19 protein-coding genes and 1 pseudogene are annotated in these 24,317 nt (G+C 32.6%); 16 read left to right on the plus strand and 4 right to left on the minus strand.

Features of this window, described 5'->3' with window-relative positions; genetic code table 11:
• The first annotated feature begins 67 nt into the window (after positions 1-67).
• From ACIQZA_RS01505 to ACIQZA_RS01565, 13 genes are all read left to right on the plus strand, one after another.
• On the plus strand, positions 68-1,048 hold the full coding sequence (locus tag ACIQZA_RS01505) for an ornithine carbamoyltransferase (protein WP_400934321.1): 981 nt from the start codon (positions 68-70) through the stop codon (positions 1,046-1,048).
• 56 nt (positions 1,049-1,104) lie between these two features.
• On the plus strand, positions 1,105-1,794 hold the full coding sequence (locus ACIQZA_RS01510) for a LuxR C-terminal-related transcriptional regulator (RefSeq protein ID WP_400934323.1): 690 nt from the start codon (positions 1,105-1,107) through the stop codon (positions 1,792-1,794).
• Between the two features lie 18 nt (positions 1,795-1,812).
• Entirely contained in the window at positions 1,813-2,442 is a 630-nt protein-coding gene (locus ACIQZA_RS01515; protein WP_402880076.1) for a GNAT family N-acetyltransferase, read from the plus strand.
• Between the two features lie 8 nt (positions 2,443-2,450).
• On the plus strand, positions 2,451-3,194 hold the full coding sequence (locus ACIQZA_RS01520; RefSeq protein WP_402880075.1) for an SDR family NAD(P)-dependent oxidoreductase: 744 nt from the start codon (positions 2,451-2,453) through the stop codon (positions 3,192-3,194).
• Positions 3,195-3,216: 22 nt separating this feature from the next.
• Positions 3,217-4,143, plus strand: coding sequence for an ACP S-malonyltransferase (locus ACIQZA_RS01525; RefSeq protein WP_400934328.1), 927 nt, complete (start codon positions 3,217-3,219; stop codon positions 4,141-4,143).
• Between the two features lie 15 nt (positions 4,144-4,158).
• Positions 4,159-5,061, plus strand: coding sequence for an ACP S-malonyltransferase (locus ACIQZA_RS01530; protein ID WP_400934329.1), 903 nt, complete (start codon positions 4,159-4,161; stop codon positions 5,059-5,061).
• A 10-nt stretch (positions 5,062-5,071) separates the two neighbouring features.
• Positions 5,072-6,121: a 3-oxoacyl-ACP synthase III family protein gene (locus tag ACIQZA_RS01535; RefSeq protein ID WP_402880073.1), complete on the plus strand. Its 1,050-nt coding sequence runs from the start codon at positions 5,072-5,074 to the stop codon at positions 6,119-6,121.
• Positions 6,118-6,264, plus strand: coding sequence for a hypothetical protein (locus tag ACIQZA_RS01540; protein WP_400934333.1), 147 nt, complete (start codon positions 6,118-6,120; stop codon positions 6,262-6,264). Before ACIQZA_RS01535 ends, ACIQZA_RS01540 begins: the two co-directional genes overlap by 4 nt.
• A gap of 25 nt (positions 6,265-6,289) precedes the next feature.
• Positions 6,290-6,553, plus strand: coding sequence for an acyl carrier protein (locus tag ACIQZA_RS01545; protein ID WP_400934335.1), 264 nt, complete (start codon positions 6,290-6,292; stop codon positions 6,551-6,553).
• A 75-nt stretch (positions 6,554-6,628) separates the two neighbouring features.
• Positions 6,629-7,105: a methylaspartate mutase subunit S gene (gene glmS / locus ACIQZA_RS01550; protein ID WP_400934337.1), complete on the plus strand. Its 477-nt coding sequence runs from the start codon at positions 6,629-6,631 to the stop codon at positions 7,103-7,105.
• Positions 7,077-8,513 carry a methylaspartate mutase subunit E gene (locus ACIQZA_RS01555; protein WP_400934338.1) on the plus strand — a complete coding sequence of 479 codons (1,437 nt, stop codon included), beginning with the start codon at positions 7,077-7,079 and terminating at the stop codon, positions 8,511-8,513. Before glmS ends, ACIQZA_RS01555 begins: the two co-directional genes overlap by 29 nt.
• Before the next feature lie 21 nt (positions 8,514-8,534).
• On the plus strand, positions 8,535-16,706 hold the full coding sequence (locus ACIQZA_RS01560) for an amino acid adenylation domain-containing protein (RefSeq protein ID WP_402880071.1): 8,172 nt from the start codon (positions 8,535-8,537) through the stop codon (positions 16,704-16,706).
• 441 nt (positions 16,707-17,147) lie between these two features.
• Entirely contained in the window at positions 17,148-17,861 is a 714-nt protein-coding gene (locus ACIQZA_RS01565; protein WP_402880070.1) for a 4'-phosphopantetheinyl transferase family protein, read from the plus strand.
• A gap of 241 nt (positions 17,862-18,102) precedes the next feature.
• Here ACIQZA_RS01565 and ACIQZA_RS01570 read toward each other — a convergent pair.
• From ACIQZA_RS01570 to ACIQZA_RS01585, 4 genes and pseudogenes are all read right to left on the minus strand, one after another.
• Positions 18,103-18,241 (minus strand): annotated as a pseudogene (locus ACIQZA_RS01570) (MFS transporter); the annotation flags it as partial.
• Between the two features lie 209 nt (positions 18,242-18,450).
• Complete coding sequence (locus ACIQZA_RS01575; RefSeq protein ID WP_400934344.1) at positions 18,451-19,107, minus strand: GAP family protein; 657 nt, start codon at positions 19,105-19,107, stop codon at positions 18,451-18,453.
• A gap of 34 nt (positions 19,108-19,141) precedes the next feature.
• On the minus strand, positions 19,142-19,879 hold the full coding sequence (locus ACIQZA_RS01580; RefSeq protein WP_400934346.1) for a MerR family transcriptional regulator: 738 nt from the start codon (positions 19,877-19,879) through the stop codon (positions 19,142-19,144).
• Positions 19,880-19,902: 23 nt separating this feature from the next.
• The gene (locus ACIQZA_RS01585; RefSeq protein WP_248718195.1) at positions 19,903-20,055 is read right to left on the minus strand and encodes a hypothetical protein; all 153 of its coding nucleotides are present in this window, start codon (positions 20,053-20,055) and stop codon (positions 19,903-19,905) included.
• A gap of 157 nt (positions 20,056-20,212) precedes the next feature.
• Between ACIQZA_RS01585 and ACIQZA_RS01590 the strand changes: the two genes are divergently transcribed.
• The 3 genes from ACIQZA_RS01590 to ACIQZA_RS01600 all read left to right on the plus strand — a co-directional run bounded on the left by ACIQZA_RS01590 (position 20,213) and on the right by ACIQZA_RS01600 (position 24,317).
• Positions 20,213-20,878 carry a DUF4097 family beta strand repeat-containing protein gene (locus tag ACIQZA_RS01590; RefSeq protein WP_402880068.1) on the plus strand — a complete coding sequence of 222 codons (666 nt, stop codon included), beginning with the start codon at positions 20,213-20,215 and terminating at the stop codon, positions 20,876-20,878.
• 297 nt (positions 20,879-21,175) lie between these two features.
• Entirely contained in the window at positions 21,176-21,895 is a 720-nt protein-coding gene (locus ACIQZA_RS01595) for an ABC transporter ATP-binding protein (protein ID WP_400934349.1), read from the plus strand.
• Complete coding sequence (locus ACIQZA_RS01600; RefSeq protein ID WP_400934350.1) at positions 21,864-24,317, plus strand: ABC transporter permease; 2,454 nt, start codon at positions 21,864-21,866, stop codon at positions 24,315-24,317. Before ACIQZA_RS01595 ends, ACIQZA_RS01600 begins: the two co-directional genes overlap by 32 nt.

Genomic DNA, 24,317 nt, shown 5'->3' on the forward strand with positions numbered 1-24,317 from the left:
CTTTCATTACAGAATAATACAAAAAAATAAAAAATTAGAGTTTCTAGGAGAAAAGGAGTGTTGGAAATTGAAGAACTTTTTTGATTTTTCGAAATTGAGTGGTAGTGAGTTAGAAAGATTAATAGAATTAGCATCAGATTATAAAAGTGGAAAAATTAACGATCAACCATTAAAAAATAAGAATATCGGTTTATTATTTAATGTACCCTCTACTCGTACAAGAATCTCCTTCCAAACAGCAATTAAGCATTTAGGAGGGGAGGCCTTCACCTATAGTGCTCATGAGCTTCAATTAGCAAATAAAGAAAGTATGAAAGATACGGCTACAGTCATGGGGAAATACTTAGATGGATTAGTAGTCCGTTGGTATAACATGAATGATTATGGATATGGACGTAACACATTAGAAGAAATAGCAAGTCATTCTAATATTCCAGTAATAAATGCACTAGACGACAAAGATCATCCGTGTCAAATAATGGCAGATATTCTTACCTTAAAAGAAAAGTATGGTCAAAATTATAAAAAGAAAAAAGTTTTATTTACTTGGGGATATGCTGAAAGGAAAAAATCTCCCGGGTGTACTCATAGTATGTTAACAGCTGCATCACTACTCGGGATGGATTTAAGAATCGCTCATCCAAAAGGGTTTGAGTTAGATGAACAATATTTATCATTTGCTAAACAAGCTGCAAAAGAATCAGGGGCGAATCTAGAGTTTTCTCATGATTTAGATGAGGCAATAGAAGATGTTGATGTGGTTTATGCAAAAGCATGGGGAAGTTTGAATCTACCTGGTTATGAAGAACAAAGATATAAAAATGAAATTAGAGATAAGTGGTTGGTAAACAACGAGCGGTTTAATAGAACGAATCAAGACGCTTATTTTATTAATCCACTACCTATTATTAGAGGAGATGAAGCTGTTGCGGAAATTATTGATGGACCAAGATCATTGATGTATAATACCGCAGAAAATAGACTCTATGTACAAAAAGCCACTCTTGCATCAGTTTATTCAAATGATAAAATCCTTATTAAAAATTAACCTACCACTTTGTTTAGATTTACAGAAGAATTAGACTAACAATTACTGGAGGAAATATGATAAGGCCATTAAAAATAGCGATAATTGATAGAAACTTGTCACTGGTTAACCAAACGCATTTGTATCTTAAATCCTGTAATTTAAAAATCGATGTTCAATATAGTTTGTATGATGATGACCAGATATATGAACTCAATAATCTAGACAAAATAAAACTTGATTTAATTATAATGAGTAATACTAATTTGTCTGCATTAAAAATGTTAAGAGGGTTCTTAAAACAACAGCATATAGCCAATGGTAAAGATAAGCCAAATGTGATTATCTTTGATGATACTGTAGTTAATATCGAAAGGATCCATTTAATGTGGGAATTTTCTAACAGCATAATCTTAAATAGACAAAAGGAAGACTTACTATTAGCTATACAAACAGTCTCTAGCGGGGGGTTTTATTATTCTAAAGAATTTTCTGATTATAATGAAAATAGAGGCTATTTCAGAAGGAATGCGAACAAAATGCCATTAACCAAAACTGAAATTTCTGTAGTTAAAGAATTAATAAGAGATAAGACAAATCAAGAGATTGCAAATACTCTCTATATGAGTCGAAGAACAGTAGAATATCATATTACTTCTTGTATTCAGAAATTTGAGGTTAACTCGAGAGTAGGTTTAGCTGTAAAAGCACTTTTTCTTATTGAAGGGGAATCATATGACTCATTAATAAATGAGTTAGTGAAGTAAAAAAGGGGGACGCTTTCATTGAAAGGATTAATGGTTTCTTTAGTGCCATTTGAAGAAGATGATGTAGAGCTAATTTATAAATGGAGACAATCAGACCTAACTAGTACTTTAATGAGCGGTTCACTAGATTTTGTATCGCTAAATGAAATGAAGGAACAAATGAAGCAAGATAAAACTAGATATGTGGGAGTAAAAACTAATGCCGGTAGAAAAATAGGCTTTGTTTCTTGGCACGAGGTAAAAACACAAGGGAATTATCAAATTGGCGGCACGATAGGAGACCCATCTATCTGGGATGAAGGTTATGGTGTCGAGGCAACTAAATTAATAATGGATTATTTATTTCATTTTAAAAACGCCCACAGACTGCAATTTATAACAGGTTTATATAATACAAGAACAATTAGTATGTTAATGAAGCATTCAACTCAAATTGAAGGCATATTGAGGGACTACTATTTCTTAGACGGTAAATATCATGATGCTGTTATTTGTTCAGTTCTTCGCGATGAGTATTATGAATATTACGAAGAGAACCCTGAATTCTACTACAATATTTTTGATCCAAAGAAATTAGAGGAGACAAAAGAAAAGTTTAGGAAATATTACGAAAATCAAAGAAGTCTCTTTTCGAATTTAGGAGTGTGAAATATAAATTGAAGGGTAAAATTGCTGTAGTTACTGGGGGATCCCAAGGCATTGGTAGAGCAATCGCCATTAGGTTAGCTGAATTAGGTTCCAAAGTTATAATAACTTATCTTAACAATCATATTGAAGCAAATAAGACTGTGGAAGAAATTAATAGTAAATATCAAGCTGATTCAAAAGCTCTACAGTTGGATGTTAGAGATTATAAAAGTGTTGAAGAGGTTTTTAGTCAAATAATAAAAGATTATGGAACAATTGATATTTTAGTCAACAATGCTGCTGTAAGCGCAGAAAGAGCATTAGCGATTAACAGTCTAGATAATTGGGCTGATATTCTATCAACAAATATTATGGGTACTATTAATTGTATTAAAGCAGTTTCTTTACATATGCTTCTGGAGAGAAAGGGGAGCATTACTAATATTTCCTCTGTAGCTGGAATTAAAGGTCTACCCAAATTAAGCAGTTATTCAGCTAGTAAGGCTGGCATCATAGGACTTACGAGATCCTTAAGTAAAGAATTTGCAAGTTACAATGTAAGAATAAATGTTGTTGCACCGGGATATATAGCAGGTACTAGGATGTTTAATCAAATAGAAGAAAAAGACTTATTGGAATACAAAAAACAAATTGATTTAAATAGATTTGGCCAACCAGAAGAAATTGCAAAAGCGGTATGTTTTATTTGTTCAGATGATGCCAGTTACATAACTGGACATACACTAGTTGTTGATGGTGGCTTGTCAATTTAATAAGGGATGGTGAATATCTTAAATGGTAAAAAAAGCACTAATATTACCTCCGCAAATGACCATACGTACTGGTCATCTGAAAGAATATTATGAACAGTTTGAAGAAGTACAACAATATTTTGAAAAAGCAAGTGCAATATTAGGAATTAATTTATATAAGTCATTTTTTTCTGAAGACGAAAAATTAATAAATGAAAGCTATATCGGCAGATGTGGAATTGTCTCAATCACTTGTGGATTATTACAAAAACTCAATATTGATTTGAATGAATACTCATTTATTTCCGGTCCGAGTCTAGGTAGTATTACTTCTGGTTACATTAGTGGAGCTTATAGCTTTGAGACAGCTTTAAAGATGATTGTAGCTATGGTTAATAGTGAGAAATCTGTTTATTCAGATGATAAGTATGGCAATTATATGTTCTATAACATTAGGCAAGAAGAATTATTAAAAATAGTTGAAGAAATGAATGATCAAGGTTATTATGTTGCACCTTGTATGTATACAGCGGATAATCAAATGATAATTACTGGAGAATTGACTGGCTTAGAAAAAATGGGATGGAAAGTATTAAAGAGTGGAGGATTGGGTGTGCATATTCCTTATAGCCCGCCTGCACATTCTTCTATGATGAATAGAGTGCGAGATATCTTTAAACAAAAGTTTATGGATATCAATGATTTTAAAGATCCGATTATTCCGAATATTTGTAACAATACCGCGCAACCCTTATTAAAAGGTGAACAAATTAAAGAATCATTAACTGAGCAATATGTTCTACCTGTCAGATGGACAGATATTCTACATTTGCTAAAGAAAGAAGAGATTAAACAATTAGACATCATTGGGCCAGGGAAATTTTTGGTTAAATCGATGGAATATACAGATATTTCCTTTGATATTGAAAGTTATTTAGATATAAATGATTTTCAATTCGCTAGAAGTTAAAAATGGAGGACTATAATGAGTAAATCAGTCTTTTTATTTCCAGGTATGGCTAAATCGAGGTTTAGTGATTTTGAAGAATTGATAGGAAATTCCGAAATTTCTCAGTCGTTATATATGAAAGCAGAAGAATGTCTTAATTATCCATTACTTAAAAGTTTCTTAAGTGGGGACAAGTCAATCGTTACTGAGCGATGTGCTTTTTTCGTTAACACGCTTACTTTGCTTTATGAATTACAAAAGAGCAATAAAGATTTGCATCCTGAATATGTGATTGGTTCGAGTTTTGGGATAATTGCAGCAGGTGTTTATCTAGGTAGTCTAAACTTTCAAGAAGCTCTTAAAATAGTGAGAGACACTGCAATTGTGGAAGATGAATATTTGAGAAATATGGACAAGGAATATTGTACCCATTTTATATACAAGTATTCACTTGAAGATTTAGAAAACCTCATACAAAAATTTAGGTCTGAAGGAAAATGGATTGAAATATCTGTTTATATATCAGATGAGCTTATAGGTATAGGATCTACTGTAGAGACCATTAATGAACTTAAACGAATAATTAAGATTCAAGGGAAAAGTACATCTATATACACTACAGAGCTAAGTCATACAAGTAATCTCAAAGAGTTGAGAAATTTGTTAGACAAAGAGGTTTACTCAGGGTATGAATTTTCAGAATTATCGAAACCATTCGTTTCAGATTTAGATGCAAGCAGTATCACATGTGGAGAAGGCTTGAAAGAGGAAATGCTTAAAAGTGTAGACACACCCGTTAAATTTACACTTGTTCACAAAAAAATGTTAGATGACAAGATTAAAGATATCTATGTGATTGGTCCTAGTAGCTTCTTTGGAGCCATTTTAAAGAAGGATTTTAAAGTTATAAACATTGATCCTTTGAATTTTAAATTATAATGGGAGGTTTATGATGATTGAGACTACAATTAAGCAAAGCAAACAAGTGAACACTTTAATCCGACCAATTGGGATTCTATCTTCTGGAATGTACGTTCCTAAAAATGAGGTGTCTAATAATGATTTGAGTGAAAGTTTAGATACCTCAGATGAGTGGATTGTAACTAGAACAGGGATTAAAACGAGAAGGTTTGTGGATGAATCTGAGGCAACATCGGATCTATGTATTGCTGCAGCCAAGGAGGCAATCGAAAATGCTAGTATTTCACCAGAGGAAATTGATGCAATTATTATTGCCTCATTTACTCCAGATCAAATATTACCTTCAACCTCTGTAATTGTTAAAGATGCCCTGGGTATTAAAAATGCTATTACTTTAGATTTAAATCAAGCTGCTTGTGCGGGTGGGATTTATGGCTTGTTTTTAGGAACCCATTTACTTCAAAACACTTCTATTAATAATGTACTCGTTATAGGTGCAGAGTCATTATCTAAGTACACAAACCCACTTGATAGAACAACACGTGTGTTTTTTGGGGATGCTGCAGGAGCAATTATTTTGAATTACAAAGAAGATGGCTATAATTTAATGTCTTGGAATTTAGATTCAGAACTCTCATATAAAGTAGAGATTCCAGCAGGGGGATCGAGAAAGCCTACAAGTTTCAGGACTGTAGATAATAACGAGCACTATATTAAGATGGATGGAAGAACAGTATGGGAAATGGCTACTAAGTACTTACCAAATTCAATTCGTTCTGTTATTAATGATATGGATTTAAGTCCAGATGATATAGATCATTATATTATTCATCAAGCTAATTTAAATATTATAAAAGAGGTTTTAAAAGAACTTAATCAACCTGAGTATAAGACTACAATTAATATTGATAAGTACGGCAATACAGGTGCGGCAACGGTATTAACGGTATTACATCAAGCATTAGCAAACAATACTCTATCTAGGGATGAATCAATTGTTATTGGAGGTATAGGGGCCGGCTTTATCTGGGGGGCATTGGGATTTAGAAAATCGAATACAAGGGAGGCTACAATGTGAACCACCTACTAAAAATTAAAAATGAGACTAGTGATAATTCAATTGAAATTGATGATTATTTAGTTGAAATTGATGATTATTTAGTTGAGGAAGATTGTTCATTATTTGTACCGGATTCGCCCTTTAGTATACTTATTGGTTAACAAATATTTTTAGGAGGAAAGTAAAATGGATGAATTAATTAAAGAGAAGATTATAGAATTGTTTGCTGAAGTATATGAAGTAAACCTTAAAGAGGATATTGATAGTGATACCGTTTTATTCGGGCCAGATTCACCATACAAATTAGATTCTATGGATGTTCTAAGGATCATTTCTATTTTAAAAGATGAATACAGGCTAGAAATTAACGCAATGCAAATTACTAATTTTAACACTATGAATAAAATGGTGGACTTTATTAACATGTCCATGCCAAAAGAAACTAGCTGAAAATCCATATAAATATTATTAATTTGCCTCTTGTCTAGTTCAGGCAGGAGGTATTATGTTAGGAGGATTATATACATGAATACTATTACTATTGTTATGGGAGTAATTGGTCAGGATTGTCACTCTGTAGGGAACAAGATCCTGCATTTTGCGTTCAAGGAAAAGGGTTTCACAGTTCATAACCTAGGTGTACAGTGTTCACAAGAAGATTTCATCAATACTGCGAAGGAAGTAAAGGCGGATGCAATTGTAGTATCTTCATTATATGGTCATGCTGAACTAGATTGTAGGGGATTTTCTAGAAATTGTCTTAAAAATGGATTAAATAATGTATTACTTTATATTGGAGGAAATTTAAGCATTGGTAAAAGTGAATGGGAAACTGTAGAAAGAAAGTTTTTGAAAATGGGATTTAACAGAGTTTTTAGCCCAGCAGATGACTTAGAATGGGCAATAGATTCTATTTATAATGATATTTCTCTAAGGAAAGTTAACGATCTTACTTTAGATATGGGGAATAAAGATGCAAGTCAAAAACGTAAAGTTAACTAAAGATCAATTTTATCAGACAAGAAAACAAGTATTGGATAGTTGGCCTACAGGTAAATCAATTAAGTTAGATGAAGCTTATCAATATTTAAGTAGCTTGCCTGAGCATAAATACTTCTCAAAAATATTAGATGATGCTAAAAGGAACAATAAATTATTGCTTCAACCTCGAGGTGGGGTAGCTACACTTCGGGGACAGAAGACCTTATTGGAAGGTTTTATTGAAGCTGGCGCAGATTTAATGCCTGTGACTATTGATAGTTACACAAGACAAAATGAATACCTTAAAAGTGAGAAAGGTTTAAGTGAGAGCTTAAGCAAAAAAAGCTCGGTTTTAAATGGCTTCCCAGCAGTTAACCACGGGTTAAAAGGGTGTAGGGAATTGAACGACTCAATCTCAAAACCATTACAGGCGAGGCATGGTTCTCCAGATGGTAGACTTCTAGCAGAGATTATACACGCTTCTGGATGGACTTCTAATGAGGGGGGAGGCATTTCTTATAATATTCCTTATTCTAAGAAAGTTAGCTTAGAAAAAAGTATATCCGATTGGCAATACTGTGATAGGTTGATAGGTATTTATGAAGAAATGGGCATTTCATTGAATAGAGAACCATTTGGACCTTTAACAGGTACACTGGTACCACCGAGTATATCAAATTCAATAGCCATAATAGAGGGGCTATTAGCAGCAGAACAAGGTGTAAAGAATATAAGCCTAGGATATGGTAGCGTTGGACATATTGTACAGGACATTGCTGCGATGATTTCATTACGTACTCAAGCAATTGATATATTCAAGAAGTATGGATACACTGTAAACCTGTCAACAGTGTATCATCAATGGATGGGCAATTTTCCACGAGAAGAATCAGCTGCTTATTCAGTGATAAACTTAGGTTCTCTTACAGCTGTTCTTTCTGCTGCAAATAAAATGATATTAAAAACACCGCATGAGGCGGAAGGAATACCTACCTTAGAGGCAAATATGGATGGAATAAGAACTTCTGAACATATGGTGAAGATGATTAGTAGTCAAATTGGCAGTATAAAAATTGACGTATCTGATGAAGTCACAATTATAAATGAGGAAACAAATCTAATTATAGATAAAGTCCTGGAAATTGGAAATGGAGACCTTGCACAAGGAACCATTAAATCTTTTGCTAACGGTGTATTAGATATTCCGTTCGCACCAAGTATCTATAATCAAGGAAGTGTTATCCCAATAAGAGATCATTTAGGGGCAGTCAGGATATTAGAGTTTGGCAACTTGCCATTCAACGCTCATATTAAAAATCTCCATAGGGAAAAGATAAACAAACGAGTGAAAATGGAAAATAGAAAAGCCAATCATAAAATGGTAGTGAGCGACATCTTTTCGATTTCGAATGGGAGTTTTTTTAAATAGAATATTGCATGAGGTGATAAAGTGTTAATTGCAAAGAAAGATTTTATATTTGTAAGTAACCAAAAAATTGATTTAACTAAAACAGTTATTGATTCTTTTGAAGAACAAGTAATCAAGCACCCAAATAAGATAGCCGTTCGCTTTATGGATGAAACTATCACTTATAAAGATATAAACAGTAAAGCAAACCAAATAGCAAATCTATTAAAGAATGAAAAAATGAATGTAGAAGAACCGGTGGCAATATGCTTTGATAAATCAATTACAATGATTATAGCAATCATAGGTATTATTAAAGCAGGTGGATATTATGTACCTTTAGACCCGTCATTACCTGTGGACCGTCTAACAAAAATAGTAGATCAAGTAAATCCTAATTTTTTGTTAACTGACAATAAAAATGGAAGCAAGTTTGAGAAAGCTTGTGTAACTAGTATTCATAATTTAGAGATATTAGATTATGATCGATACGGTGAAATGAACGTATCAAAAGAATATACGATTGATAATTTGATTTATACTATTTTTACATCGGGCACCACAGGAGAACCTAAAGGTGTTCAGGTTGAGCATAAAAATGTTTTGAATCATCTACAAGGAATTCTTCATTATATGGAGGTCAACAAGCCGTTAAATTATACGTTGTTAACTACAATTGCTGCAGACTTATCTGTAACGCCTATTTTTGCATCATTAACTACAGGTGGCTCACTTCATGTTATACCAGAGAGTATGATAACGGATTCTGTGATGTTGAGCAGTTATTGTAGGGTGCACGACATTCATTGTATTAAGTTAGTGCCGTCTCATATGGAAGCTCTTTTACACGGACAAAATACATCAATGTTTATACCAGAATACATAATTTTAGGCGGGGAACAATTAAAGTGGAGTCTTGTAGATAAAATTAAAGAAACTAACGCTGCATGTAAAATTTTTAACCACTATGGACCAACTGAAGTTACTGTAGGTGTAATGGCAAATGATGTAGATAGAATAGAACGAAAAGGCAATGTAATTCCATTAGGTCAACCTTACGGCCGCTCAACTATTTTGTTATTAGACGAATATATGAATCCTGTAGAAAAGGGTAGAGTCGGTGAAATTTATATTACTGGTTTGGGGATTACCCGAGGGTATTACAAGAACGATTCATTAACTGCTTCAAAATATAAACAAAATTGTTTTCAAGAAGGTAAAAATGAGTCGATTTTATATAAAACCGGTGATTTAGCAAGGGTAGATGATAATGATCAATTAGAATTCATAAGTAGGGTAGATCATCAAGTTAAAATCCGAGGTTTCAGAGTTGAATTAAATGAAATACAAGCTCAAATTGATAAGATCAGTTCAATACAAGATAGTGCAGTTGTTTCAAGGATTAATAAGAATAATGAAACGATAATCCGAGCAGTAATTGTCTTTAAAAATCAAGGTCAAGGAAATTTGGATGAAGTAAAAGAAATACTCTCTAAAAAGCTACCTAATTATATGCTTCCTCAGGAATACTTAACACTGGAGTCTCTACCACTTAATAAAAATGGTAAGGTTGATAGGCAGTATTTGACCAATTATGTAATTTCTAATTTGGAAATTACAAAAAAAGTCAAGATGAATGAGGTTGAGCGTAAAATCTATTCACTTTGGAAGGAGATTTTAGATGTCAATAGCATACCTATTGATACATCATTCTTTGAAATAGGGGGAAATTCTTTAAATGCAGTAAAATTATTAGGTGCGATTGAGGAAACTTTCGATATTAATATTAATATAAGTGACATTTTTGAGATGAAAACTATTAAAAAGCTTGCTGAGCTAATCGGAAAAAGGGAGAAAAAAACTAGAAATTATGTCATAAGTAAGACGAACGAGAAAAGGTTAGCAGCTTCTTCGCAACAAACAAGACTATGGTTTTGGGATAAAACGGAAATGAGCGATTATTTATACAACATACCATATAAATTAAAGTTGAAAGGCAAAATTGATTCAAGTAAACTCCAGGATTCTATAAAAGTGTTATGCAATAAACATGAAATATTAAGAACTAGAATTTTTGAGTCAGATGGTACTGCTTTGCAAGAAGTCGTAAACAATCTTGACACGACGCCTTTTCAATTTGTTGATTTGGAAAAAGACTCAACAAACTTAGAAGCTATCTTAATTGAAAAATCTAAAAGAAAGTTCGATTTGTCTAAAGCCCCTCTTTTTGAAGTTAACCTATATAAATTAGGTACTGATAACTATCTACTATTTCTTAACTTTCATCATATTATATTTGATGATTGGTCTTTCAATATTTTCATCGATGATTTATTTACAATTTACAATTCACTACAAACTGATAGGGAAAATAAAATAGAAGCCAATAATATTTTTCAATATAAAGATTATACGCTATGGCACAAGAAATATTTACAGCATAATGAAGCTGAATTAATTAATTATTGGAAAGATTTATTGAAAGGACAGCTAGATAAAGTTAAATTTACAAGCCATAGAGTTAATTCAGATAGTAATTTCCAGGGTGATTTTTTTAGTTTTATACTTCCTCAAAAGCAGGTCGATATAATAAATCGAATTACAAAAGAAACAGGCACAACCAAGTTTATGGTACTAATGAGTGTGTTTCAAGTTTTGCTTTATAAATATACAAAGCAAAAAGATTTGATTGTTGGTGCGCCAGTTGCAGGAAGGCCTAACCGTAATTTTGAAAATGTACTGGGGTTTTTTGTGAACACATTACCTTGGAGGTCAGAACTCGATGACAATTTAACATACAGAGACCTTCTATATCATATTCAAAAGCAAAGTATAAGTAACTTAAAAAATGCTGATTTGCCTTTTGAAAAGATAGTTAATGAGGTTAGAGAAGGCATTGATCAGAGCTTTACTCCAATAATTAATATAATGATGGCACTCCAAAATACTCCTAAATATAATAAAAAGCACTTTGATTTCATTAAAGGTGTACCTGAAAAAGTTAACAATAATACATCTAAGTATGACCTTACATTGTTTTTCGAGGAAGATGAGCATGCTATATCTGGGAGATGGGAATATAAATCAGACATTTTTACCGAAGATATGATTTATCAATTTACCAATCACTTCCAGGGGATATTAAATAATATCCAAAATAGTACTTTGGACAGTAAAATAGGCGATATTAATATGCTTAATAAGAATGAAATAGAATGCTTGTTGAATAAGGGAAGTGTGATAAGAATCCCTCAAAATGTAGGATTGCATAATTTATTTGAGGAGCAAGCATCAAAAACTCCACATAATATAGCTGTTACATTTGGTGATAAGAATATTACCTATGAGGAGCTAGAAAAAAAGTCTACATGTCTAAGTAAACTGTTAAAAAACAGGGGTATTGGACGAAATGATGTAGTTGCTATTAAAATTGAACGTTCACTTGATATGATAATAGGGTTAATGGGCATTTTAAAAGCAGGTGGGGCTTATTTGCCAATAGATAATAGTATGCCAGCAGATAGGGTTCATGAAATAATAGAAGACTCAAAAGCAAAATTATTACTGCTATCAGGATGTAAGGAAAGTGATGTAGTTGACACAAATACCTCCATACTTGATATTAAACAACTAAACTTAGATGCATCTTTTGAGCTTGGTGGCTGCAAAGAAGGCGAGGTAAAACCTACAGACCTAATTTCAGTTTATTATACATCTGGTTCGACCGGGAAACCGAAAGGCGTTGCTAATAATCATAGAGGCTGGATTAATAGAATGTTATGGATGCAAAATTATCATAATTTGCAACCTGATGAAACTGTCCTACAAAAAACAACATTATCTTTTGATGATGCGGCAGTTGAAATATTTTGGCCATTAATTGTAGGAGCAAGAGTAGCACTAATGAAACCGGAAGAACATAAAGATCCGCACTCTATTATTGAAGATGCTATAAAATATAATGTTTCAATATTGCATTTTGTACCGAGTATGTTAAAACCTTTCATAGATTTAATTAGTGAAGAAGAAACATTAAAACTTAAGAATTTACGAGCAATTATATCTAGTGGAGAGGCGTTATCATCATCTTTAGTTAAAGAGCTATTCAAAAAAATGGACGTTAGGTTATTTAACTCGTGGGGAGCTACGGAGGTTTCTATTGATTCCACTTGTTATGAATGTACATCTCAAGACGGTCATAAAAAAGGAATTGTTTCAGTAGGCAAACCAATAAATAATAATTACATCTATGTACTTGATAAAAAGATGAAACCTGTTCCCTATGGTGTTACCGGAGACCTGTATATAGGAGGTATCGGATTAGCAAATGGATATTTACATGATATAGAAAAAACAAATAAGAGCTTCATTAAAAATCCATACAGTATAGATGAGACAATCTATCGTACAGGTGACCAGGGATATTTAGACATTGATGGTAATTTAATGTTTACCGGCAGAGAAGATTCGCAAGTCAAAGTGAGAGGTATGCGTGTAGAATTGGGTGAGATTGAAAACTCACTCAAGGAGTTTGATAAAATAAAAGATGCAGTTGTTCATTTCGATAAATCAAATCAAAAAAATGCGCTAGTTGGATATGTCATTGCGAATTCTCAGTTGGAAAACAATTATTTATATAATTTTCTAAGTAAGAAGCTTCCTGATTATATGATCCCTCAATATATAGTGTACTTAAACGCGTTCCCAATTAATAAAAACGGGAAATTAGATTATCAAGCTTTGCCTAAACCAAATAAGGAAAACATTCTCAGCCCTGCTGGTTATGTGTCACCAAGTAATAAAACAGAAAAAGACATATCAGATATTTGGGAAGAAGCGTTATGCTTAGAAGATATAGGGGTAGAAAGCAATTTCTTTAAGATAGGTGGACACTCTTTATTAGGTGTCAAGATTATTTCTAAAATCAATAAAGCTTTTGAAACAGAGTTAAGACTTAGAGATATATTCGAAACTCCAACTATTAGGGAACTTGCGTCAAAGATTGATAACGAAATTATCAATAACAAAGAAGTTATTGATAAAAATGACAACGACTTTCAACCATTGTCTTCTGCTCAAGAAGGGATATGGTTCTTATATCAACTTCATCCAGAGGATTATAATTATCATTTACCTTATTCATTAAAAATAAATGGCAAATTAAACATCGATTTATTGATTGAAAGTGTTACAAAGATTATTAAGGATAATGAAATATTAAGAGCTAATTTTAGAGTAAACAATGGTAAGCCATACACGTTGATTAAAAATATAGAAAAAGTAGACTTTGAAGTCGAACAATTTGATGAACATTGCGATAAAGATAGCTTTAGCAAGAATCAATTAAATGAGATTTTGTCCAAACCATTTAATTTAGAGACGGATATGCCTTATAGAGTCAAGTTATTAAAGTTTAGTGACACAGAATATCTCCTTTTAATAGTTTTCCATCATATAGTTATTGATGGTCTTTCAGTAGAATATTTCGAGAGCGAACTGTTTGAAAATTATAATCAATTAAAACTAGGGAATAACTTAACCTATAAGAAACCATGCTCTTATACTGAGTACGCAAGAGAGCAGGTTCGTTTTACTAATTCTTCATTCTATAAAAAGCAACTTGAATATTGGAAGGCAAATTTAAGTGGAAACTTAATGAAGACCAAATTTCCCATCGATGAGTATAATACTATTCATAACAACCATAGTACACAGCTTGATTATACGTTCTCAACTAAATCTTATAATAATATGAAAGAGATCAGTAAACAGCAGGCGACATCACACTTCACAACAATTGTTTCAGCTTTAAATATACTACTTCATAGAATGAATAGACAAAATGATGTAATAATAGGAACACCAGTTATTGATCGATCAACAAAGTGGGAAAACACAATTGGATTATTTTTAAATACGTTGCCTTTAAGAACGTATATACAAAATGACCAAACCATTACTGATGTGATTGACAATATGAATAATGTAATTACAGAGATGTTTGTAAATCAAGATGTTCCTTTTGAAAAAATTGTAGAAGAAATTCAACCGTCTAGAACAATAAGTGCTAACCCAGTATTTGATATATTAGTAAACTATATAAACTATGATCGGAATTCTAATGAATTAATAGACTTGGAAGTAGAAAGAAAACAATTACATGAAACTAAGGCAAAATTCCTTATCACTTTTTATTTCATTGATAAGGGGGATTCTCTCGAATTAAAAGTAGTTTTTCAAAACAATAAAATCCATACAACACGCATGCTAGCATTTGTTGAACAACTTAATACCTTATGTGAATCATTGATTGAACAACAAAATAATAGAATAGGTTGTATTCGTTTAAGTAATATTAGTCATCATTATAATAACAACTTTAATTATAATGAAAATCTTCATGAGACCTTCTTAAATACTTTAAAGGGCTCCATAGAAGCGAACTTAAAATCAGCTGCCATTGAAGAACAAAATAGAGTTTGGACATATAAGGATGTACTAGATTATACAAATGAATTTACAAAAGTATTGCGCGAATTAAATCTAACAGAGGGAGATAGAATAGCCATTTATGGAAAGAGCTCTTTTAACTATATAACTAGTATTATCAGTATGCTAATGAATGGTTATGTATTTGTTCCTATTAATGTAGGCACACCAATCAATAGAGTTAATACTATTTTAGATGAGGCTAATGTAAAATTATTTATTGACTTTGATAATTTAATGTCTTCTATACAAAGAAATAAAATAAATGCACAGTACCTATCACCAGATATCTCTATTTCTAAAGAGAGTGGCCGTGTAAATGAGCTAATAATAAATCCATTAGTTAGAAATGATTCCGAAGCTTATGTTTATTTCACATCTGGATCAACGGGTAAGCCGAAAGGTATTATCGGTAATCAGAAAGGTTTAAATCATTTTTTATGTTGGCAAAAAAGTGAATTTAATATTAAGCCTAACGATAGGTTTGCTCAATTTACGAATCCTGCTTTTGATGTATATTTGCGGGATGTATTTCTACCTTTAATAAGTGGAGCTACCCTTTGTTTACCGAATTCCTATGAAGATGTCATCGAGTGGTTAATGAATAACAAAATCACGGTCATTCATGCTGTCCCTTCATTACTAAATAGGTGGATTGTATCTAATAAAGTAAAAAGCTTGGATGTTAGGCTGACATTCTTTGCAGGCGAACCTCTTAGTTACAAATTAGTTGAACAATGGAAAAATGCTATTTCAAAAGAAAGCGAAATTGTCAATTTATATGGTCCCTCTGAAACAACCTTAGCTAAATGTTTCCATAGGGTAAGGGACAATAAAGAACGCTTATCTATTGTTCCAATTGGTGAGCCTATAAAAAATACGGAAATATTAATTATCAATGATCAAAATTCTCTCTGTGCAATTAATGAACCAGGAGAGATCGTTATTAAGACTCCATATAAAAGTAGTGGTTATATTAACCACCCTAATAATACTTTTAGAAGTAACCCTTTATCCCAAAAACATGACGACTTAGTCTATTATACGGGCGATATTGGCAGATATCATCCAAGTGGATTTATAGAATATTTGGGTAGAAAGGATTTTCAAGTTAAATTAAATGGAGTGAGGATTGATCTGAACGAAATTGAATATTTTCTGAATCAATATCCAGCAATTAAAAGTTCAGTAGTGATTAAAGTCAATGATAATGATAAGGAATATTTACAATCCTATGTTGTTCCGCACGAGAATGTAAATCTTGATGAGCATGAAATCAGAAGGTATTTGCTGGAAAATATTCCGGTTGCCATGGTACCAAGTAAAACTGTGTTGTTAAATGATTTACCTATTAGTGCTAATGGAAAAATAGATCGAAAAAAACTACCACAGATAAGATGGGATGAAATAGCTAGCGAGAACTTAGAGCCTTTAGAAGAGACTGAACTTCATTTAGCTAGGCTGTGGCAGAAGATTCTTCATACTAATGTTGAGATATCTAAGAATGAGGACTTCTTTGCGTTAGGGGGGCATTCATTGTTAGCTGTTCAACTACTAATAAAAATAAATGAAGTATATAACACTAATATAAAACTAATAAGTTTGTTTGAAAATCCTACAATTAAGTTAATGAGCCAATTGATTAAGAAGCACTCTCTAAATGGTGAAGATAAAGAAGCTGATAATAAGATATATAGAGCTGCCAGAGTTCCGATTAGAAAGTAAGTTCTTAGGAAGGCTAGCGATCCATTGCTGAAGTTGGCTTTTGATAATAAAATAACGCACCTCCCAGTATGCATGACAACCAGCCTTCTATCCGATGCTATTTGGATAGAAGGCTGTTAATTTGCACATGTTGCTTGAATCAACTTCGACTAAGTTTTATGTTGTTGATGAAGCGGTAAGGGAGGCAGATCATCAGTCACTTCACAAGGTATTGATAGAAGTCAATGCCGTTTGCTTTTGCTGTTTCTGTTAAACTTAAACAGAATCGGCACCTGCTTTGCTCAAGTAGATCACCTAGTATCGCCGTCTACGCTATATTTTGTCCGAAGAAAAACTAGTAATTCACGCAATAGCGAAAGTGCCATCAAAGATATATCATAATATGAAGGAAACAAAAATAAGTGAAGAAATTGATAGCGGAAGGAGGAGATCAGTATTAGCTTGCTTTCTAAAAATGAATGTCACATTTGGTGGGCTAAATTAGATACATATGGAAAGGATTGCAATAACTTGAGTGAAGAGGAACTACAAAGAATAAGGAGACTAAGATTTAAAAAGGATAAAGACAATGCAGTAGTTACCTTTACCTTCTTAAGGGACATACTAGCTCTATATACTGCAGACTCTCCAAAAAATATAAAAATTAATAGGGATTGTAAGACGTGTGGTGAGCCCCATGGTAAGCCTTATCTAACTGGAAAGAATCAGAAGATTAAATTTAATGTGTCGCACACATGTAAATACGTAGTAATTGGCGTAAGTCTAGATGAGATAGGAATTGATATAGAAAATTTAAATCAAAATAAAGATTTTGATTTTCTATTTAATACATTATCAGATAATGAAAAGAAAACAATTACTAAAGCTAATAAGACTATGGCTCTTTTAAAATATTGGACACGAAAGGAATCCGTTGTGAAAGCATTGGGTATTGGATTGAATATTGACTTAACTAAGTTAGAAGTTTCTGATTGGGATAAACAACCCTATATTATTAACTTTCCAAATAAACCTCAACTTCAACATCAAATGGTGGATTTTCAAATTGAAGATATGATTGGAAGTGTCACATTTTTAAACTGTGAGAAAAAAACCATATCCATATACAGTTCAGAAGAGGTATTAAAGTTAGACGGTGTTACCATCCCGGATTAGTGCATCCCGTTAAATAGGAGAGAATAAATAAGTACTATTCATCAACTTGGGTTCTATATTGTAAGGGCTCAGGTTGTTTCATTTAATTTAAAACCCCTAGTGATTAGACAATCGGATATAGTATCATGACGGAAAGAAATCGGAGCGACGGAAGGAACAGCCGAAGTGATGGATAGAATCGTCAAAGTCGTGGATAGCCCCGACAAAGCGGCGGTAAGAAGAGTCAGAGTGACGGAAAGGCTGGCATTCAAGTAAATTGCCATATTAGGTGTTCCAATCGTAAGCAGCAGTCCTGCAATGGCTGGACCGGTTATGAAAGCGCCAGAATCAAGTAAGCTTCGAAGCGAGTTAAAACGTTTTCTTTGTTCAATTGGTATTAACCCAATGGTAATGCCTCCACCGAAAATTGTTATCCCATACATGTATTCGAGCGAAACTAAACAGCCGTCACCGGTCAAATCCCGGCAATTGGCTGTTTAGATGTTTTTTGATTCCTATATTGAAAACGGGGAGCAGTCCACAGGTCAATGCTCTTTTTATTTCTACTCCCCATAGCGGAACTTATCAACTAGGCTGGGGATTCACTTGATTATAGATAATCTAGAGTGTTAAAAATTAATATTAACCCAACAATGCACATTATCCAAGATAGTGCGGAATTTGAAGTGTTTGATAGTTTATGATGAAGATTAACTAATTTAGAATTTATCCAACTTCCAAATAACTTATATCCTAAAAAGATAAGTAATGCTGGTAAAACCATAATAATGTTATATGTGGCGATAATTGGCAACCATTGATAAGTAGGTATATTATTTGTTGTTAACAAACCAATAGCAGCAAAATACGGAAAAGCTGCACTTGCCTCAATTAAAAAAGTTGTAATACCAATAAATATAATTGAGGATATACTTTGAGTTTTAGGTTTGGGAATATTATTTTTTTTATTTGTAGGGATAAAAAAGCTACCCACAAATAAAATAACCCCTACTATAAAAATAATCCAACTAAATACTTTATTTTGAAATATGTTAGAGAAGGTTTCAATAATATAATTTAACCCTAACATCATTGCTACACCTAATGAGAAATACAATAGTGCAACTGTAAATAGATATAAAAATAATCTTGAAGTTAAATTTCTTTTATTTGTTAAAATAAGGTATAGTGTAACGCCCACTATTGTAGGACTTAATGTGTCTAATAGCGCTAAGCCACCTATATAAACCAAAATATCTGTTCCCATATATTCCTCCACATCGATAGATAATGATAAAAAACTATGACCTCTTAGCGGTGTAATGAATATAAGCTTTTTCCATAAAATTGAGGACCTCTTGATCAATAGGATAAAGGTTATGTTTTTTTGACTCCTCAGGTGTCATTCTAATTTTCCAAAGGGTATCTAAAAAAGCATCTTCATCACCAAAATCTTCACTTCTTTTTTCATCCATCCTTTTTATAATATTTTGTATGCGTGTAGCACTATAACCAAGGTGCATATGTTTTTTTAATTGACCAAGTAGAGCAATCCACTCTAAAGAATCAGGATCACTACTTGTCATATTCGGTAGTCTATATAGTACTTCAGTGTTTTTAATATTTAATTCATCTCTATTATGAGCTAGAATATCTTTTGAATCCCTAGTATATAAACTCATAATTTTTTGAATTCTAAATTCCTCTCCTTCAATTGCTATCCCATTTATTAGTTCTCTTAAATTAAATTCTATATTTGAGAGTCGGTCCTTTTCATTTATTACATAAGATAGTTGTTTCATTAGACTAATGGACCAGTCCCATTCTTCAGACTCTAACATAATTTTGATTTCACTTAATTGAAAGCCTATCGTTTTTAAGAATTGTATTTGCTGTAATTTTTTTAACTCTGTATTTGAGTATAATCTGTGACCTCCTTGAGTTTTTGATGCAGGTTTTAGCAGTTCTATCTGGTCATAATATCTTAAGGTTCTAACGGACACACCACTCATCTTTTTAACTTCATTAATATGTAACAATTTTATTCCTACTTCCTTATTCTTTATTCTTTATTCGTCGTATTGAAAAATAGAGATTTAAATAAGTAACCTACTCCCAGGCCAATAAGCACCCCAATAATAGCATTACCAAATTGGAAAGCTATACCTGCTCCAATAATAACGCAAGCATAGATAATAATATCTTCTTTTTTCAAAAGAAATTTCCTCCTTCTATAGATAATAATGTAAAAGGTATAGTTCCAGTATAAAAGATGACGCGAGGTCACTTTCAACTAATTTAAACATTATACTGCGTAAAGATTGAAAATGACCTTGCGTCATTTTGTATAATTGGCATAAGGAGGAAATTTTATGTTGAAAAAATCTGCTTTAATTTTGTTTTTAGTAGTAATCGTTCTTGCAGGGTGTTCATCAGGGGAAAAGGAGGTAAGTGTTAATAAAGAGTCGATAGAAGAGGTTGAGGAAATTGTTATAAATTTTGCAAGTACCGATGTTAATTTCCTGCCAAGCGAAAACGGTGAATTAGAAACCTATCTAACGGCTTATGATAACGGACCAGGTGTTACATTAGATAAGTCTTCAAAACGGTTATCAATTGATCTAGGTAATGATATTAGACGCTTAATCAATTACAAAAAAAAACCTACTTTAGAGGTTAGAATTCCTCATCAATTTAAGGGGAAAATAATTTTGGATGGATCCTCTGGCAATGTTTCTGGACAGGATCTTGTTCAAAATAATATTGACATACGATCTAGCAGTGGCGATATTAAACTCCACTTTAAAGAATTAAATGGTGACGTAGAACTTTCAACTACAAGTGGCAATGCCTCAGTAACTTTTGATGAAAAGCAACCCAATCTAAATTTGGAAATCGCTACAAACAGCGGAAGACAATCCATAAACCTGTCCCTAAGCGAAAAAACACAAACAAAGAAAGGTTTAAAAGGTTCCTCAGGTAATGGAGAAAATAAAATGAAAATTGAAACTAAATCAGGAAGTGTAAATTTGAACTGATAAATTAACGTAAATAAAGTGTCTCTCCCATACTTTTTATTTAAATAATTTTTTAAAAAATAATTATGATCAATGATACGTATACTAAGTATTTACAAGTAAATAAAGAAGTAGGGATTCACATGATGGTTAAATTTACAATATTGTGTGCTTTGTATTACAAAGATATGAATGACTATGAAATCATTACGGAATTTAATGAACTAGTTACAAAAAATCAACGGCCTTTAAATTCCTGTCAATGTTAGTGAAAAAATGAAGATTTTTATTATTTGAGTTTAAAGGAGAGATACAAGTATGATTTCAGTTGATCGAGTATTTAAATCTTTTGAACAAGGTAATCAAAAGATAGAAGTGCTAAAAGGTATTGACCTCTCTGTAAAGGAAGGTGAATTTATAGCAATAATGGGACCTAGTGGTTCGGGTAAAAGTACGCTATTACAACTATTAGGTGGTTTAGATAGACCATCCTCTGGTCAGGTGAAAATACAAGGAAAAGATTTTTCTGGATTAACTGAGAAGCAAAGAACTATCGTAAGGAGAAAAAATATCGGATTCATTTTTCAGAATTACCAATTATTACCTACGTTAACTGTAGAAGAAAATGTTGGTTTTCCACTTCATGCAGATGGTAGGAAAAACAAAAACATCAAAGAGAAAATAAGAAACATTATAAAAGAAGTTGGTTTAGAAGGTTTTGAAAAGAAGCCTCCTAATCTGTTAAGCGGAGGACAACAGCAAAGGGTATCTATAGCAAGGGCTTTGATCCACGAGCCCAAAATATTATTAGCTGATGAACCAACGGGAAACCTAGATAGGAAACGAGCTAAAGAAATACTGGATCTATTAGCTAAATTTAACAAACAAAGAAAACAGTCAATTATTATGGTAACTCACGATATCTTCGCAGCTGGTTACGCGGATAAAATTATTTTGTTCAAGGATGGATTAATTGAAACCGAAGTAACTAGGGAGGATCATGGCTATGCTGAATATTTGGCTAGTTTCTTGGCGTAACTTAACAAAAAATAAAAAAAGGTTTTTCTTTACACTCATTGCAGTAATACTTGGTATCTTCTTAACAACTAGTATGTTGGTGGCTAATAACACTATTAAAGGTACATTTAAGTATTATCAAGAAATCTACGCAGGGAATGCTGATTATTGGATATTAAGCAAAAATTATTCTTTCTCAGAAGATGAAGTAAAAGCAATAAAGCAGCGGGATATTGTAATAGATAGCTTAAGTGTCCTTGATAAACAAGCATTGGTGGAAATAGATCAACCTCAAGCTCCGGCTGAAACTTCAGTTAGAATAACTGGTGTCAGTGATATAGAAAGTAATCTTTTAAAGCTCCCATTAATAAAAGGGAGTTTGAAAGGTAAGGGTATAATTATACCCGAGAATGCAGCTAAACTATGGGGTAAAGATATAGGAGACACTTTGACATTTAAAGGGTTGGGTAAAATTGAAGTAACGGGGATTGTTGGCTTTACATCTTGGCTCGCCAGTCCTAGTAATTGGAATGACGCTAAAGGTAGATCATTTAGAGTTATGATGGATTTAGAAACACTTCAAGACTGGACTAACCTAGATAATCAAATAAGTTATATACGACTCCAGCATAAAGATCGTGATAATGAAAATTGGTTATCGACTTATCAAGAATTATTACGAGGGACACCCCTTTATGTTCAACCTGTTGTTATTGATGATTTAAGAAATAATGACGTTGAAGGTCTATACTCTGTCTTTTATCTCGTATGTATTCTCTCTCTTTTTATAAGTTCCTTCATAATATTTAATATGATTTATTCAAGTGTAATTGAACGAAAAAAAGAATTTTCTGTTATGAAGAGTCTTGGATATACAAATTTTGACGTATTTAAACTTGTATTGATTGAAGTCTTTTTACTTTCGCTCTTAGGTACTGCTATTGCATTGCCAACTGGTGTTTTATTCGCAGATTTGTTTGTAGAAATGCTTTTAGGAATCTTTCAAGATACTATGGTTTACACGCTAGATTGGAAAAGCGCAACAATTTTATCTGCATTAATCGGAATCTTATTTCCAATAATAATTTCTGGAATACCTATGTATATTGCATTTAAAACTCCTATAGTAAACGCAATGCGAAATACAAATAAAACGCCTAGGTTTAGAGTAGAAATTCTTAGGTATTTATTGGGGCTTATACTCATATTACTAAGCTTTGTTGACAGTTATTTGGGGTATATTTTCTTATTATTTGGAGTGGTATTAATATATCCATTGGTGATGAGGACCCTTGCAAAAATTCTTACACCAATGATAGAAGAAATGCTTGGCTATCCAGGGAAATTATCTGTCAGTAACATAAAAGTTAATACTAATCGAAACGCTAATACATCAGCGATGTTGGCAATAAGTATTGCGGTAGTAATTTTTTTAGGTTCAGCTTTAGAATCAATCCCTTCTGGATTTGAAAAGGAGATTCGCCGGACTTTTGGAGGGGATATTCAAGTACAGTTTGAAGAACCAGTAAATGAGGAAATTATTAATAAGGTAAGGAGTTACGCTGGTGTAGAAGGGGTTGAATGGTTCAGAGAAACAATGGTGACCTGGAAAACAGTTGAAGGTGAGTATAGAGAATTCTATATTATGAGTACGCCATCTAAAAATACTGAAGAATATCAACTCTTCGAAGACCCAGGCATTAATCTTCCATCCAACTCTATACTTTTAGGTGAAAGAGCGTTTGATGAATGGGGTGGGAAAGTGAATGATTACATTACTATTAATACCCCTTCAGGTACAAGAGAATATCAGGTAGTAGGGAAAGTTAATACTTCTCAAGATGGAGGATATGTTGGATTTATATCTGAAAATGAGTTTAAAGAAGGTTTTAATTGGGATGTAATTAATACAATTATGATAAATACCAGTGTTTCTGGGGATCCTTATACATTGCGCGAAAAATTAAACTTAAATTTTGCAACTTCAATTTCTACCGTTACATTAGTAGAAGATCAAATTAAATCTTCGCAAAGTTCTTTTGATGGAATGAATGAAGTTATGCAATTTTTATTGATAATTGTGATTGCTCTTTCTAGTATAGGTATAAGTAATACATTATTGATGAATACGATGGAAAGAGTGGGGGAAATTGGTACCATTCGTGCGATTGGATTTACTACTAAACAAGTCAGAACAATGATTATAGGAGAAGGTTTTGTGGTAGGTGTGGCAGGAATAATTATGGGGGTTTTATTGGGCATATTTGTAGTATATTTAAACTCTATCTCAAACTTATCTGCAATGCATATGCCATTTATTATCCCGTGGGGAAACGTAGTTTTGGCAATTACTGCAGGGATACTCCTAACTCTAATTGCCTCAATTATACCATCCCACATTGCTGCAAAGGTTAATCTTCTAAGTGCATTAAAAGAAAATTAA

Origin of the sequence: Lysinibacillus sp. NPDC096382 (assembly GCF_044762845.1) — a bacterium.
In the GTDB taxonomy this organism is placed as follows: Bacteria; Bacillota; Bacilli; order Bacillales_A; family Planococcaceae; genus Lysinibacillus.

Excerpts from the sequence above, each read along its gene's own strand:
- ACIQZA_RS01510 (WP_400934323.1), top strand. The coding sequence starts at position 1,105 with ATGATAAGGCCATTAAAAATAGCGATAATTGATAGAAACTTGTCACTG.
- ACIQZA_RS01525 (WP_400934328.1), top strand. The coding sequence starts at position 3,217 with ATGGTAAAAAAAGCACTAATATTACCTCCGCAAATGACCATACGTACT.
- ACIQZA_RS01530 (WP_400934329.1), top strand. The coding sequence starts at position 4,159 with ATGAGTAAATCAGTCTTTTTATTTCCAGGTATGGCTAAATCGAGGTTT.
- ACIQZA_RS01535 (WP_402880073.1), top strand. The coding sequence starts at position 5,072 with ATGATGATTGAGACTACAATTAAGCAAAGCAAACAAGTGAACACTTTA.
- ACIQZA_RS01545 (WP_400934335.1), top strand. The coding sequence starts at position 6,290 with ATGGATGAATTAATTAAAGAGAAGATTATAGAATTGTTTGCTGAAGTA.
- glmS (WP_400934337.1), top strand. The coding sequence starts at position 6,629 with ATGAATACTATTACTATTGTTATGGGAGTAATTGGTCAGGATTGTCAC.
- ACIQZA_RS01555 (WP_400934338.1), top strand. The coding sequence starts at position 7,077 with ATGCAAGTCAAAAACGTAAAGTTAACTAAAGATCAATTTTATCAGACA.
- ACIQZA_RS01575 (WP_400934344.1), bottom strand. The coding sequence starts at position 19,107 with ATGGGAACAGATATTTTGGTTTATATAGGTGGCTTAGCGCTATTAGAC.
- ACIQZA_RS01590 (WP_402880068.1), top strand. The coding sequence starts at position 20,213 with ATGTTGAAAAAATCTGCTTTAATTTTGTTTTTAGTAGTAATCGTTCTT.
- ACIQZA_RS01595 (WP_400934349.1), top strand. The coding sequence starts at position 21,176 with ATGATTTCAGTTGATCGAGTATTTAAATCTTTTGAACAAGGTAATCAA.
- ACIQZA_RS01600 (WP_400934350.1), top strand. The coding sequence starts at position 21,864 with ATGCTGAATATTTGGCTAGTTTCTTGGCGTAACTTAACAAAAAATAAA.